Origin of the sequence: Acidovorax sp. 62 (assembly GCF_002754495.1) — a bacterium.
GTDB lineage: Bacteria > Pseudomonadota > Gammaproteobacteria > Burkholderiales > Burkholderiaceae_C > Acidovorax.
In genome coordinates this window covers 2,598,225-2,612,821 of record NZ_PEFJ01000001.1, presented here as the reverse complement: position 1 = coordinate 2,612,821, position 14,597 = coordinate 2,598,225, and the positions used below count along the sequence as shown (strand labels likewise).

12 protein-coding genes are annotated in these 14,597 nt (G+C 64.4%); 8 read left to right on the top strand and 4 right to left on the bottom strand.

The window, feature by feature from the left end:
* Positions 1–73: 73 nt before the first annotated feature.
* Positions 74–1,405 (top strand): diguanylate cyclase domain-containing protein, encoded by a 1,332-nt coding sequence (locus CLU86_RS11760; protein WP_099741729.1) that lies wholly within the window; start codon positions 74–76, stop codon positions 1,403–1,405.
* Positions 1,406–1,457: 52 nt separating this feature from the next.
* Here CLU86_RS11760 and CLU86_RS11755 read toward each other — a convergent pair whose 3' ends face one another.
* From CLU86_RS11755 to CLU86_RS11740, 4 genes are all read right to left on the bottom strand, one after another.
* Positions 1,458–2,942: an FAD-binding oxidoreductase gene (locus CLU86_RS11755; RefSeq protein WP_099741728.1), complete on the bottom strand. Its 1,485-nt coding sequence runs from the start codon at positions 2,940–2,942 to the stop codon at positions 1,458–1,460.
* A 185-nt stretch (positions 2,943–3,127) separates the two neighbouring features.
* Complete coding sequence (locus CLU86_RS11750) at positions 3,128–3,637, bottom strand: dihydrofolate reductase (RefSeq protein ID WP_099741727.1); 510 nt, start codon at positions 3,635–3,637, stop codon at positions 3,128–3,130.
* A 28-nt stretch (positions 3,638–3,665) separates the two neighbouring features.
* On the bottom strand, positions 3,666–4,286 hold the full coding sequence (locus tag CLU86_RS11745) for a DUF4337 domain-containing protein (protein WP_099741726.1): 621 nt from the start codon (positions 4,284–4,286) through the stop codon (positions 3,666–3,668).
* 216 nt (positions 4,287–4,502) lie between these two features.
* Positions 4,503–5,357: a thymidylate synthase gene (locus CLU86_RS11740; RefSeq protein WP_099741725.1), complete on the bottom strand. Its 855-nt coding sequence runs from the start codon at positions 5,355–5,357 to the stop codon at positions 4,503–4,505.
* 466 nt (positions 5,358–5,823) lie between these two features.
* On the opposite strand from CLU86_RS11740, the gene CLU86_RS11735 reads away from it, so the two are divergent.
* From CLU86_RS11735 to xylB, 7 genes are all read left to right on the top strand, one after another.
* Positions 5,824–7,155, top strand: a complete 1,332-nt coding sequence (locus CLU86_RS11735) for a sugar ABC transporter substrate-binding protein (RefSeq protein WP_099656240.1) — start codon at positions 5,824–5,826, stop codon at positions 7,153–7,155.
* Positions 7,156–7,318: 163 nt separating this feature from the next.
* Positions 7,319–8,179 (top strand): carbohydrate ABC transporter permease, encoded by an 861-nt coding sequence (locus CLU86_RS11730; protein ID WP_099656239.1) that lies wholly within the window; start codon positions 7,319–7,321, stop codon positions 8,177–8,179.
* Positions 8,180–8,191: 12 nt separating this feature from the next.
* Positions 8,192–9,031, top strand: a complete 840-nt coding sequence (locus CLU86_RS11725) for a carbohydrate ABC transporter permease (RefSeq protein WP_099656238.1) — start codon at positions 8,192–8,194, stop codon at positions 9,029–9,031.
* 52 nt (positions 9,032–9,083) lie between these two features.
* On the top strand, positions 9,084–10,133 hold the full coding sequence (locus tag CLU86_RS11720) for an ABC transporter ATP-binding protein (RefSeq protein WP_099741724.1): 1,050 nt from the start codon (positions 9,084–9,086) through the stop codon (positions 10,131–10,133).
* A gap of 60 nt (positions 10,134–10,193) precedes the next feature.
* Positions 10,194–11,633, top strand: coding sequence for a D-arabinitol 4-dehydrogenase (dalD, locus tag CLU86_RS11715; RefSeq protein WP_099741723.1), 1,440 nt, complete (start codon positions 10,194–10,196; stop codon positions 11,631–11,633).
* Between the two features lie 35 nt (positions 11,634–11,668).
* Positions 11,669–12,598, top strand: coding sequence for an AraC family transcriptional regulator (locus tag CLU86_RS11710; RefSeq protein WP_099741722.1), 930 nt, complete (start codon positions 11,669–11,671; stop codon positions 12,596–12,598).
* A 271-nt stretch (positions 12,599–12,869) separates the two neighbouring features.
* Entirely contained in the window at positions 12,870–14,387 is a 1,518-nt protein-coding gene (gene xylB, locus CLU86_RS11705; protein ID WP_099741721.1) for a xylulokinase, read from the top strand.
* Positions 14,388–14,597 lie beyond the last annotated feature (210 nt).

Here is a 14,597-nt window from a genome sequence, read left to right as displayed (position 1 = left end):
GCGTTGGGATGAGGGTCCCAGATAGGCTTGGACCCCGTTCACATCGGAGCCAATTGGTGTCGACCTGCTTTCTATGAACGATCGTTTGTCCTGCTCTACAGCCCTTGGTGAGTCATTGCCGGCACCCCATTTGCTGGAGATCGTCACGCGCCATACGGGTGCGACGATCTGCGTGGTCGACAATGACCTGAGCATTCTGTACGCCAATGAGGCCTATGCCAACTGGTTCAACGCCCGGCCTAAAGAACTGCTGGGCCGCACCCTGACCTCGCTGTACAGCGATGCCGCCCGCGCGCAGTTTCGCCCCCATATCGACCGTGCCTTGGCAGGCCATGAAGTCACCTATCAGCGGCAGATTTGCAACTCCGAAGGGCAAGAGGTTTGGTTCTCCATCAGCCTGCATCCCTGGCTCGATGGTGAGGGGCAGGTCGGTGGTTTGGTCAATTCCGCGCTGGAGGTGCACGAACTCAAAGTCACCACCGAGGCCCTGCGCGCAGCCAACCAAAAGCTTTTCTCGCACATGGAAAACAGCCCGCTGGCCGTGGTGGAGCTGGATGCCCAACTGGGGCTGGTGCATTGCTCCAGTCGTGCCACGGAATGGTTTGGTTGGCACCACGCCTCTCACCAGGGCGAATCGCTGTTGAACCTGGTGGGCGATGGTGCCCGGGTCAGTGCGCTGCGCAAGGGGCTCCACAGCCTGCTGTCAGGGGCCGAGCGCCAAAACCGGGTCGAGGCTTCTTTCGTCCGGCCCGACGGCAGCGTTCAGCACTGTATGTGGTTCAACTCGGCGCTCATCAATCTGCGCGGCGAGACGGTTTCCATCATGTGCCAGATCGAAGACATCACCGAACGCGTGGCTGCTGCAGACCGATTGCTGCATCTGGCGCAGCACGACTCCCTCACGGGTTTGTTGAACCGGGGCGCCTTCATGGTGCGGGCGCACGAGGCCGTGGGCAGCTTGGACGGACAAGGCGGCGCCGCAGAGGGCGTGGTCATCCTGTTCATGGACCTGGATGGCTTCAAGGAGGTGAATGACCTGTATGGCCACCACATGGGCGACACCGTGCTGCGCCTGGTGGCCCAGCGCTTGGCCCACGTGGTGCGCGCGGGCGACACGCTGGCCCGGCTGGGGGGTGATGAGTTCACCATCCTGATGCGTGGCAACCCCAGCCCGCACGACCTCAAGCTGTTTATCGAACGCCTGATGCAGGCCTTTGCCACGCCCTTTGCGCTGCCCGACACCGATGGCGTGCGGGTGACCTTGGGCGTGAGCATTGGGGTGGCCGCCCACCCACCGCTGCCTGCGCAGGTGGACGAGCTGCTGACCCGCGCGGACCATGCCATGTACGAGGCCAAACGGGGCGGTAAGGGCAGCGTGCATTACGCCGTCCCATCCCCCGTTTAATGGGCTGCGCAAGCAGCCCGGCAAGGCGCGGCGCCCACGGGCGCCGCTTCGCTCACAAAGGCGCAATGCTCTGCTCGTAGCAGAAGAAGTTGGTCGGGTCGTACTTCGTCTTGACTTCGCGCAGCCGCAGGTACGCCTCGTCGCCCCAATAGGCCTGGGCAAAGTCCTGCAAAGCCCGGTTGGGGTAGTTCTGGTACACGTGCCCGTTCATGTAGGGGCGCAGCAGGTCGTACAGCCCGTCGATCCAGGCTTGCACCTTCACGCGTTCGTCCTCGTTGCGCCAGCAGCCATCTATCACGATATCCATGTCCACATGGCGGTGCACGAAGGCGCTGTCCTTCACGGGGTAGCGGGCAATGGCGCCGCCATAGGGCTCGGTGTAGACCATGCTCCAGGGGTTGACGGCCTTGTGGAACTGGTCGATGACCTGCTGCCACACCGCCTGGGGAATAGGCTTGTCGATGTACCCGCTGGCCTTGGTCTCGCAAATGCCGTCGGGCAGGTCTTGCGGCAGGGGGTAGGGGTTGTCTTCAAAGTAGTTGTTCAGCTCTGGGTAGGTGCCCACCTTGTCCACCACCAGCTGCGCACCGGGGATTTGCAGCAGCGACTGGATGGCTGCGTAGCCCTCGTCGCGCGGGCCGCAGTACATGCCCTGCACCATGTAAACCACCTGCCCGTTGTAGTAGCCCAGGTTCATCATGTAGCCCAGCTGGTCGGGGGCTCCCTGGCGGGTGTAATCCCTTTGCAGCAGCTCCAGCACCTGTGCGGCCTGCTCGGCTTGCCAGGTGATGGACCAGCCCCACACCGATGGCAGGCGCACCATGTGGTAGCTGACCTGCAGCACCACGCCAAAGTTGCCGCCGGTGCCGCCCCGCAAGGCCCAGAACAGATCGGCATGTTCGCCGTCGGCCTTGGCAGTCACCACCTCGCCACTGGCCAGTGCCACGCGAAACGCCGCTGCCTTGTCGCTTTGGATGCCAAAGGTGCGCGAGGTGTAGCCATAGCCACCGCCTTGCACAAACCCGGCCACACACACGCTGCCGCAAGCCCCCGTGGGCACATGCCAGCCCGTGCCATTGAGTGCGCCGTTGAACACCTCAAACGGCGTGCCGGGCAGCACATGCACCAGGGCCCGGTCTTCGTCCAGCACCACGCCCTTCATCTCGCTCAGGTCAATCACGATGCCGCCGGTGTTGACCGAATAACCTGCCGTGCTGTGCCCGCCCGAGCGGATTGAAACCGCCAGCCCCCAATCCTGGGCAACCGCCATGCTTACCCGCACATCGGTTTCGCAAGTGCAGTAAACAATGGCCAGGGGGTAATACTGAAACGCAGGGTTGGTCTCCTGCCGGTCCTGGTCATAGTCAGGGTCCCACGGGAAGACCACGTGCCCGACGGTGCGGGATTCCAGGTCGGCTTTTTGGGCCGCCGTCAGCGTGGCGCTTTGGCCAGGGGCCGCCGCTTGCAGGGGCTGTGACAAGAAGTGCGCGATGCGGCGTTGCTTTGCCGTGCGGTTGAGACTTTTCCGATGGGCCATGGACGCTTTTCCTCCGAAGAAAGTCGTCGTTGTAACACGCGTGTTACGTCAAGCCAATGAAAAACAGGCAAGGCAGATGGGCCTGTGGTTTGGATGAAAAAGGCCTCTAGCGCTTCTTTAATAAGCGCTAGCAGCTATGAAATAAGGAGCGGTTAGCGATTGGCCGTGTGCGGTGTGGCTATCGCTCAGCCCCGCACATAGCTCACAAAGTGAAAAGGCAGGCCGTTGGTGCTGACGTGCTGGGTGCGCACGGCCTCCACCCATTGCGCGTCCAGCGTGGGGGCGTAGGCATCGCCGTCAAAGTCTTGCGCAATCTCAGTCACCTCGACCCGGCTGGCCAGGGGCAGGGCCTGGGCGTAGATTTGCGCGCCGCCCATCACCCACACCGGCCGGCCGGGCTCGGTGCTGGCCGCCTGGGCTTGCTGCAAGGCCTGCGCCAGGCTGTCCGCGCGCAGCGCGCCTGCGGCCTGCCAGTCGACCTGGCGGGTGACCACGATGTTGGTGCGTCCAGGCAGCGGGCGAAAACGCGGGGGCAGCGAGTCCCAGGTCTTGCGCCCCATGATGACCACGCAGCCCTGCGTGAGCTGCTTGAAGTGCGCCATGTCTTCCGGCAGGTGCCAGGGCATGGCGTTGTCTCTGCCGATCACGCCATTGGCAGCGCGGGCGTAGATGAGGTGCAGTGGCGGCAGGGTCATGGCGCGGGGGCTTCGGTTAGCGGTGCGATCAGATGTGCAGCATGGCCAGCACGCCCACGCCCAGGCCAATGCTTGCTACGCCATACATGCCCCATTCCAGCCACTTCTTGCGCGTCAGCAGGGCAATGGCGGCGAGGGCAATGGCCACTTGCAGTGCCGTGGTGGCCTGGGCCCAGCGGTGGTGCTGGTGCATCTGGGCATCGCTTTGGTGGTCAAACGCGCGGGCATCGGCTTCCATGCCCTCGGCCACTTTCTTGATCTCGTTCTTTTCGGTCTCGTAGCGGTCAATCTTGGCCTGGTACTTGGTCTTCTCTTGCTCGCCCGGTGTCAGGTCGCGGGCCAGCTCGGCCAGGGACTGCTTGGTGCTTTTGGACTGGAAGTAATTCCACTGGTTGGAGGCCTCGGTCTTCTTGATTGCGGCGTCGTTTTTCATCAACCCCGCATTGGCCTGCGTGGCGCCGCCCATGTAGGCAAAGATGGCGCCCACCGTGGCCACGATGGCGGTGAACATTGCGATCTTGTTGGTGCTGCTGCCGCCGCCGTGCCCTTGCTCGCCGTGGCTGGGGGCGTGGTCGTCCCCATGGCCTTGGGTGGCGTGCTCGATGGCATGGTCGTGGGGGCCGTGTACGTGGAATCCGCCGGAAGACATGGTGGGTGCTCTTTGTGATGGTGGTTGTTGAGTGGATGCCGCGATGCCGCAGAGGCAATCAGGGCTGCGCTGCGCGAGGAGCCGCTGCAGCGCAAAGCGAACGGGGGGCTGGTGTCATTCCGTTTCCAGATTATTCGTGTCTAGGCGCGAAGCCGCAGACAGTGCTGTAGCACGGCAAGGCGAAGCAACAACGACACGGATGATGTGGAAATGGAATCACACCGCCACAGGCGCCTTGATGGCGGGGTGGCATTGGTAGTCCAGCACCTCAAAGTCTTCGTATTCGTACTCGAAGATGCTGGCCGGCTTGCGCTTGATGTTCAGTGTGGGGTAAGGGTAGGGCGCACGCGCCAGCTGCGTGGTGACTTGCTCGTAGTGGTTGCTGTAGATGTGGCAGTCGCCACCCGTCCAGATGAAGTCACCCACGTCCAGATCGCACTGCTGCGCCACCATGTGCGTGAGCAGCGCATAGCTGGCAATGTTGAACGGCACGCCCAAAAAGATGTCCGCACTGCGCTGGTACAGCTGGCAGCTCAGCGTGCCGCGCCCGCCGGGCTCCTGCGTTGGCGCCACGTAGAACTGGAAGAACGCGTGGCAAGGCATCAGCGCCATCTTGTTCAGGTCGGCCACGTTCCAGGCGCTCACGATGATGCGACGCGAGTCCGGGTTGGTCTTGAGCGTCTGGATCACATCGCTGATCTGGTCGATGTGCCCGCCGTCCGGCGTGGGCCAGCTGCGCCACTGCACGCCGTACACGGGGCCCAGCTCGCCGTCCTCGCGCGCCCATTCGTCCCAGATGCTGACGCCGCGCTCCTTGAGCCAGTTGTTGTTGCTTGAGCCCGTGAGGAACCACAGCAGCTCCTGAATGATGGAGCGCAGGTGCACCTTCTTGGTCGTGACCAGCGGAAAGCCTTCCTTCAGGTCAAACCGCATCTGGTGGCCGAACACGCTCTTGGTGCCCGTGCCGGTGCGGTCGGCCTTTTCCACCCCTTGGGTGAACACCAGCCGCATGAGGTCTTCGTACTGAGACCGGACGGGGCGTTGCAGTGTGGGGGCGACAGGCTGGTTCATGGGAGGGGGCTCGCAGGGTGAAACGGCACACGGCAGGGGCCGGAGACCAAGCGGCCGATTTTAAGCGGGCCAGCCCATCCGCGCTGCAGGTCTTCAGCGGCCGGTGGACGGGCTGGATGGCGGCCCACGCTGCGCGCGCCATCTGCCGCTGGTATTTGAATGAAAATTGCCTCTAGCGCTTTATGGAAAAGCGCTAGCAGCTATTGTTTTGATAGTGAAGGTGATGCTGCGGTGCACAAAATGCCGCCTGATAGGTGCCTGTGCGTACCCATTTGGCCGTACTAGGGATAAATCCTAGGTTTTTGGTGCAATGAAGTATGGATGTTGGTGTTTTGAGTACCAATTGGGCAAGCGGAGATCGGTATCGTTCAACCCCTCAGCGCAGGAACCTGGGGTTTGCACAGGTTCCGCCCGCCCTGCGGTGCTGAACCCCGGAATCCATACCAACTATCCAGGAGACCTTTCGATGTCCTCTTCCCTTCGTGCCGTGCCCGCCCGCTTGGCTTGGGCTGCTGCCCTGGCGCTGACCGTGTGCGGTGGCGCCGCCCAGGCGCAGACCGAGCTGGTGATCGCCACCGTGAACAACGGCCACATGATCGAGATGCAAAAGCTCAGCAAGAACTTCGAGCAGGCCAACCCTGACATCAAGCTCAAGTGGGTGACGCTGGAAGAGGGCGTGCTGCGCCAGCGCGTGACGACCGATATCGCCACCAAGGGCGGCCAGTTCGACGTGATGACCATCGGCCTCTACGAGGCGCCCATCTGGGGCAAGAAGGGCTGGCTGCAAGAGCTCAAGACCGACGCCGCCTACGATGCGGACGACCTGCTGCCCGCCGTGCGCAGCGGCCTGTCGGTGGACGGCAAGCTGTTTGCCGCGCCGTTCTATGCCGAAAGCTCCATGCTCATGTACCGCAAGGACCTGGCCGACAAGGCGGGTGTGCAGGTGCCCGAGCGCCCCACCTGGCCGCAGATCAAGGACCTGGCCGCCAAGATGCACGACCCCAAGAACGGCGTGTACGGCATCTGCCTGCGCGGCAAGCCCGGCTGGGGCGACAACATGGCCTTCATCACCACGCTGGTCAACACCTTTGGCGGCCAGTGGTTTGACATGCAGTGGAAGCCCCAGCTCGAATCCAAGCCCTGGAAGGACGCCATCACGTTCTACGTCGACCTGCTCAAGAACTACGGCCCCCCCGGCTCGTCGTCCAACAGCTTCAATGAAATCCTGGCACTTACCAACTCCGGCAAGTGCGGCATGTGGATCGACGCGACCATTGCGGCTTCGTTCGTGAGCGACCCCAAGCAGTCCAAGGTGGCCGAGCACATGGCCTTTGCCCAGGCGCCCACCATGAACACGCCCAAGGGCGCCAACTGGCTGTGGTCGTGGAATCTGGCCATCCCCGCAGGCTCCAAGAAGGTCGATGCCGCGCAGAAGTTCATCACCTGGTCTACCAGCAAGGACTACATCCAGCTCGTGGCCAAGACCAATGGCTGGGCCAACGTGCCCACCGGCACGCGCAAGAGCACCTACGCGTCGCCAGAGTTCCAGAAAGCCGCCCGTTTTGCCGCCGCAGAAAAGACGGCCATCGACTCGGCCAACCCCACCGATTCGACCCTGCCCAAGAGCCCGTACGTGGGCGTGCAGTTTGCTGCCATCCCTGAGTTCCAGGCCATCGGCATCGCCGTGGGCCAGCAAATGAGTGCAGCCCTGGCGGGCAAGACCACGGTGGACGCCGCGCTCAAGGCCAGCCAGGTGACCGCCGAGCGCGAGATGAAAAAGGGCGGCTACTACAAGTAAGCATTCATCTGGCGACTGCGTGGGCTGATCTGTCGGTGGTGTTCCTCGCCGTACGAAAGTAGGGCGAGGAACACCACCGCCACCTCGGCCTTCGCTGTGTCGACTGAATGCCTATTTCGGCTGGATGAATACCCATTTCGGCTGGACTTTTCCTGAGACTCCCATGAACCGCCTGCTCCCCCGCCTGCTGCTCACGCCAGCCATGGCCACGCTCTTCCTGTGGATGATCGTGCCGCTGGTGATGACGATCTACTTCTCGCTCATCCGCTACAACCTCATGCAGCCCGACCAGTCGGGCTTTGCGGGGCTGGAGAATTTCGAGTACTTCGTCACCGACCCGTCGTTTGGCACCGCCGTGCTCAACACCGTGTGGCTGCTGGGCAGTGTCATCCTGATCACGGTGGTGGTGGGCATTGCGATTGCGTTGCTCATCAACGACCCGTTTCCGGGGCGCGGCATTGTGCGGGTGTTGCTGATCTCGCCGTTCTTCGTCATGCCCACCGTGAACGCGCTGATGTGGAAGAACATGATGATGAACCCCATCTACGGCGTGCTGGCGCAGGTGTGGATGTTCTTTGGCGCGCAGCCGGTGGATTGGCTCACCGACTTTCCGCTGTTCTCCGTCATCGTCATGGTGTCGTGGCAATGGCTGCCGTTTGCCACGCTCATCTTCATGACCGCGCTGCAAAGCATGAACCACGAGCAGCTCGAAGCCGCCCGCATGGACGGCGCCACCTACCTGCAGCAGCTGCGCTACCTGTACCTGCCGCACCTGGGCCGCTCGGTCGCGGTGGTCGTGATGATTGAGCTGATCTTCCTGCTCAGCATCTTTGCCGAGATCTACACCACCACAGGCGGTGGCCCGGGCGATGCGAGCACCAACGTCACCTTCCTCATCTTCAAGCAGGCACTGCTCAACTTTGATGCGGGCGTGGCCTCGGCCGGGGCGCTGTTTGCGGTGGTGCTGGCCAACATCGCGGCCGTGTTCCTGATCCGCATGGTTGGCAAGAACCTGGACAAGTAAGAAAGAAAGCCCATGACTGCTCGCCGCCGTTCCAAATTCCCGCTCGGCCTCTTGGCCCTGCGCACCGCTGTGGCCTGGGCCGTGGCCTTGCTGCTGGTGTTTCCGCTGGCCTGGCTGTTCCTCACCGCCTTCAAGACCGAGCTGCAGGCCATTGCAGTGCCCCCGCAAATCCTGTTCACGCCCACGCTCGAAAACTTCCACGAAGTGCAAGAGCGCAGCGACTACCTGCTGTACGCCAAGAACTCGGTCATCACCAGCGTGCTCTCCACGCTGCTGGGCCTGCTGCTGGCCGCACCGGCGGCCTATGCCATGGCGTTCTTCAAGGGCAAGTACACCAAAGACATTTTGATGTGGATGCTCTCGACCAAGATGATGCCCGCCGTGGGCGCGCTGGTGCCCATCTACGTGCTGGCGCAAAAGAGCCACCTGCTCGATACGCAGCTCGCACTCATCATCGTGTTCGCGCTGTCCAACCTGCCCATCATGGTCTGGATGCTGTACTCGCACTTCAAGGACATCCCACGCGAGATCCTGGAGGCCGCCCGCATGGACGGCGCCACGCTGTGGCAAGAGGTGCGCCTGGTGCTGCTGCCGCTGGGCATGGGGGGCCTCGCATCCACCGGCCTCCTGTGCCTGGTGCTGTCGTGGAACGAAGCCTTCTGGAGCCTGAACCTCAGCGCCGCCAAGGCAGGCACGCTGGCCACGCTGATCGCGTCGTACTCCAGCCCCGAGGGCCTGTTCTGGGCCAAGCTGTCCGCCGCATCGCTGATGGCCATTGCGCCCATCGTGGTGTTCGGCTGGTTCAGCCAGAAGCAGCTCGTTCAGGGCCTCACGTTCGGCGCGGTGAAGTAAATCCGCAGCCTGTCGTCTCCACAGTTTTTCAAGATTTCAGGAACCTGATTCCATGGCCTACCTTCAACTGCGCGGCATCGAAAAATTCTTTGGCGAACACCGCGCCATCAAGGGCATTGACCTCACCATCAACCAGGGCGAGTTCATCGTCTTCGTCGGCCCTTCGGGCTGCGGCAAGTCCACGCTGTTGCGGCTGATTGCGGGGCTCGAAGCCATCGACGGTGGCACGCTGATGCTGGACGGCCGCGACATCACCGACCAGCCATCGAGCAAGCGCGACCTGGCCATGGTGTTCCAGAGCTACGCGCTGTACCCGCACATGAGCGTGTACGAAAACATGAGCTTTGCCCTCAAGCTGGCCAAGGTCGACAAGCAGGTCGTCGACGAGAAAGTGCAGAACGCGGCGCGCATCCTCAACCTCACGCAGTACCTGCAGCGCACACCCAAGGAGCTGTCGGGCGGCCAGCGCCAGCGCGTGGCCATTGGCCGCGCCATCGTGCGCGCACCCAAGGTGTTTTTGTTTGACGAGCCCTTGTCCAACCTCGACGCCGCCCTGCGCGGCCAGACCCGTGTGGAGATCGCCAAGCTGCACCGCGACCTGGGCGCCACCACCATCTACGTCACGCACGACCAGGTCGAGGCCATGACGCTGGCCGACAAAGTGGTGGTGCTGCGCGATGGACAGATCGAGCAAGTCGGCACGCCGCTGGAGCTGTACGACCGCCCCGCCAACCAGTTCGTGGCGCAGTTCATCGGCACCCCGCAGATGAACGTGGTGCCCCTGGCGCAATTGCCTGCGGCGGTGCAGCAACTGGCGCCTGGCGCGGCTGCGGGGGGCTCCATCGGCCTGCGGCCTGAGGCCGTGACGGTGCAGCCCAAAGGGCAGGGCGCCATCACCGGCCAGGTCGAGCTGGTCGAAGCCCTGGGGGCTGAGACGCTGCTGTATGTGCGCACCGCCGAGGGCGCGCAACTGGTGGCCCGCCTCAATGAACGCACGCTGCTGCTGCCGGGTGATGCCGTGTCGCTCAACGTGGCCACCGAGCAGGCCCACTGGTTTGACAGCGCAGGCCGTGTGGTGCTGGCCCAGGCCAATTCCCGTTGACTGCCCGCTGACTCCCCATTCGTTTGCAACCCCGATTTCGCATTTCAGACGCCGCATTCCATGACCACCGCACAAGACACGCTCACCATCCTGCACTTGGGGCTGGGCTCCTTCCACCGCGCGCACCAGGCGTTGTACCTGCACCAGTTGCACCAGCTGGGCGACACCCGCTGGGTGCTGGCCGGCGGCAACCTGCGCCCCGACATGCAAGACACCATTGCCGCCCTGCAAGCCCAAGGCGGCGCCTACACGCTGGAGACGGTGACCGCCCAGGGCGAGCGCAGCTACACCTGGGTCGAGTCCATCCGCACCGTGGTGCCCTACACGCCCGATCTGGCGGGGCTCATCGCCATTGCCGCGCAGCCCGGCACCCGCATCATTTCCTTCACCGTGACCGAGGCGGGCTACTACCTCGACAGCCGCCACCAGCTCGACTGGGCCAGCGCGCCCGATCTGCAGGCCGACCTGCAAGCCTTGCGGGAGGGCCGCGCGGGCAGCACCATCTACGGCGCGCTCACCACCTTGCTGCGTGCGCGCAGACAGGCCGGAGCAGGGGCTGTGACGCTGCTCAACTGCGACAACCTGCGCCACAACGGCGACCGCTCGCGCAGCGGCCTGCTGCAGTTTGTGCAGGCCCTGGGCGATGCCGATCTGGTCGCCTGGATCGAAGCCCACACCACCAGCCCCAACGCCATGGTGGACCGCATCACCCCGCGCCCCACGGCCGATGTGGTGGCCCGCGTTCAAGCGGCCACCGGCCGCACCGACCCCGCTGCGCTGATGGGCGAGAGCTTTATCCAGTGGGTCATTGAAGACCGCTTTGCCAATGGCCGCCCCGCGTGGGAGCGCGTGGGCGTGGAGCTGGTCGAATCTGTCGCACCATACGAAGAGGCCAAGATCCGCCTGCTCAACGCCACGCACAGCTGCATTGCCTGGGCGGGCACCTTGGTGGGCTACCGCTTCATCCACGAAGGCACGCACGACGACGCCATCCGCCAGCTGGCGTTTGACTACGTGACGCAAGACACCATCCCCGTGCTGCAACCCAGCCCCATTGATCTGGCCGCTTACCGAGACGTGGTGCTGGAGCGCTTTGGCAACCCCGCCATTGAAGACACCAACCAGCGCGTGGCCATGGACGGCTACAGCAAGATCCCCGGCTTCATCGCGCCCACGGTGCGCGAACGCCTGGCCCGGGGCGAGGGCATTGCCGCCGTGGCCGTGCTGCCTGCGCTGTTCCTGGCCTATCTGCAGCGCTGGCACGCGGGGCACATCCCCTACACCTACCAAGACCAGGCCATGGACCCAGCCGCCGCCCATGCCATCTGCGAAGCCGCTGACCCCGTGGCCGCGTTTGCTGCTGACAAGGTGCTGTGGGGCGAATTGGCGGGCGATGCGCGCCTGGTGCAGGCCCTGCGCACGGCCAGCGCCCAGGTGGCCGCGTTTGTGGCCCGGCACCCGCGCAAGGCGGGGCTGGGCAGCAGCACCGCCGCACAATAAGCCGTCACGTCACCCGACTCTGCATTCCAAACGCCATGTCCACGCTTCATGCACTGCCGCGCCAGACCAAGCCCGAGCTGGAGCATGCCTACTCCCGCTCACCCGAGCTCGGCTACGAGCCACCAGAGACTGCGGGCTTTATCCGCTGCCTGTCGCACGGCTTTCCGACCCCGCTGGCGCGCTGGCATTACCACGACGAGTACGAGCTGCACCTCATCACGGCCTCGTCGGGCAAATTGTTTGTGGGCGATTGGATTGGCCAGTTCGCCCCCGGCCAGCTGGTGCTGACAGGGCCGCGCCTGCCGCACAACTGGATCAGCATGGACGTGCCCGAGGCGGGCTACCCCGAGCGCGACTTGGTGGTGCAGTTCCCGCACCAGCCACTGGTCGATGCCAGCGAGGGCATCCCCGAGCTGCGCGAGGTGCTGCCTCTGCTGGAGCGCGCCCGCCACGGCATCGAGTTTTTTGGCCAGCAGGCCCAGGCCACGGAGCACTGGCGGCGCATCAAGTCCACCCAGGGGCTGGCGCGCTTTGCGGCGTTTTGCGAATGGATGGGCGAGCTGGCCCGCTGCACGGACTATCGCCTGCTCTCCAGCGCCCAGCTGCAAAGCGAAGACAGCGACACCCAACTCGCGCAGATCAACGCCATCGTCAGCCGCATCACCGACCACCTTGCCGAGCCGCTGTCGGCTGCCGATTTGGCGCAAGAGCTGGACATGACCGAAAGCCGCTTCTCCCGCTTCTTTCGCCGTGCCACGGGCAACACCTTCACCGACTTTGTGAACCTGGTGCGCGTGAACCGCGCCTGCCAACTGCTGATGGAGACCGACCGCTACATCACCCACATCGCCTATGACGTGGGCTTCAACAACATGGCCAACTTCAACCGCCGCTTTCTGGACATCAAGGGCATGACGCCCAGTGAATACCGCAAGCAGGGCGTGGGGCGGTTTGGCAAGGTGTGATGTCTATCTGGCACCGGGGCTTCATTGCGTCCTGCGTTCAAACCTGTGCTCCCAGCTTTCCCCCTACCGTTCGGGCTGAGCTTGTCGAAGCCAGGGCGCAGCGTCATCAAAAACCATAGCTGCCAGCGCTTTATTGACGAGCCCTACAGGCCATTTTTATTCAAAAAACCATCGCCACAGCCGTTCGGGCTGAGCTTGTCGAAGCCGCCCCGCCGCATTCGCTTTCAAACCGCCTCGGCCCTCTTGGGCTGACCCATTGCATCACCACCCCATGTACCTCGGAATCGACCTAGGCACCTCCGGCGTCAAGCTCTTGCTGCTGGACGAAGCGCACACCGTCATCGCCACGGCCGATGCCGCCGTGCCTCAGTACCGTCCCCAGCCCACCTGGAGCGAGCAGCACCCCGCCGACTGGCTCGTTGCCGTCGAGACCGCCGTCGCCCAGTTGCGCGCGCAGGTGCCCACCGCCTGGGCCCAGGTGCGTGGCATCGGCTTGTCGGGCCACATGCACGGCGCGGTGGTGCTGGGGCCGCAGGGCCAGGTGCTGCGCCCCGCCATTCTGTGGAACGATGGCCGCGCCAGCGCCGAATGCGCTGCGCTCGAACAGGCCGTGCCCACTGCGCGCCAGATCACCGGCAACCTCGCCATGCCCGGCTTCACCGCCCCCAAGCTGCTGTGGCTGCGCACGCACGAGCCCGCAGTCTTCGCCCAAATCCGCACCGTGCTGCTGCCCAAAGACTGGCTGCGGCTGCAGCTCACCGGCACGGCGGTGAGTGATATGTCCGATGCATCCGGCACCCTGTGGCTGGATGTGCAGGCCCGCGCCTGGAGCCCGGCCATGCTGCAGGCCTGCGGGCTGGATGCATCGCACATGCCCGCCCTGGCTGAGGGCAATGCACCCGCCGGCACGCTGCTGGGTGACGTAGCCCGCCGCTGGGGGCTGGGCGAAGGCGTGGTCGTGGCTGCAGGCGCGGGCGACAACGCCGCCAGCGCCGTGGGCGTGGGCGCGCGCACCGCTGGGCAGGGCTTTGTGTCGCTGGGCACCTCGGGCGTGGTGTTTCGGGTGACCGATGCCTTTGCCCCTGCCACCGAGCGCGCCGTGCACGCCTTTGCCCACGCGCTGCCCCAGCGCTGGCACCACATGTCCGTCATGCTCAGCGCGGCCAGCGCCTTTGGCTGGGTCACCCGCTTGACCGGCCGGGGCGACGAGGCCCAGTTGTCCGCCGCAGTCGGCGCATTGCCCTGCGCGCGTCAGGCCCAGGCCCCGCTGTTTCTGCCCTACCTGAGTGGTGAACGCACCCCGCACAACAACGCCGCTGCCACCGGCGTCTTCATGGGCTTGCGGGCCGAGCACGACGCCGCTGACCTGGCCTATGCCGTGATGGAAGGCGTGGGCTTTGGTTTGCTCGATGGCCTCAACGCCATGCGCGCTGCGGGTTCCACCCCAGCCGTTCAGGCTGAGCCTGTCGAAGCCCGTCTCCGTTCCAACACTGAAGTGAACTCCAGCCCCCTCGCCCTGGTCGGCGGTGGTGCCCGCAGCAACCCCTGGGCCCAGCTGCTGGCCAGCGCCCTGGGCACCCCACTACAGCGCCCCGAGGGCGCCCACGCCGCCGCCGCGCTGGGCGCGGCCCGCCTGGTCGCCATGGCCTGCAGTGGCGACGAAGCCCATTGGTGCCAACCCCTGGCGGCCGATGCCACCTTCCAGCCCCAGCCCGCCCAGCAAGCCCTGCTGGCCGAGCGCTATGCCCGCTATGTGGCGCTGTACCCGGCGCTGCAAGCGCAGTTCTGACGGCCGTAGCGCATTGCCGCCAATGCACCTCCGCCGTGAATTCCTCCCGCCGTTCGGGCGGAGCCTGTCGAGGCGTTGGCACAGAATCATCAAAAACCATAGCTGCCAGCGCTTGATTTATCTGGTCTGCAGGCCGTTTTGTATCCAAGCCACCACCACCGTTCAGTCTGAGCCTGTCGAAGCCAGGGCGTGTGCCATGCATGCCCTTCG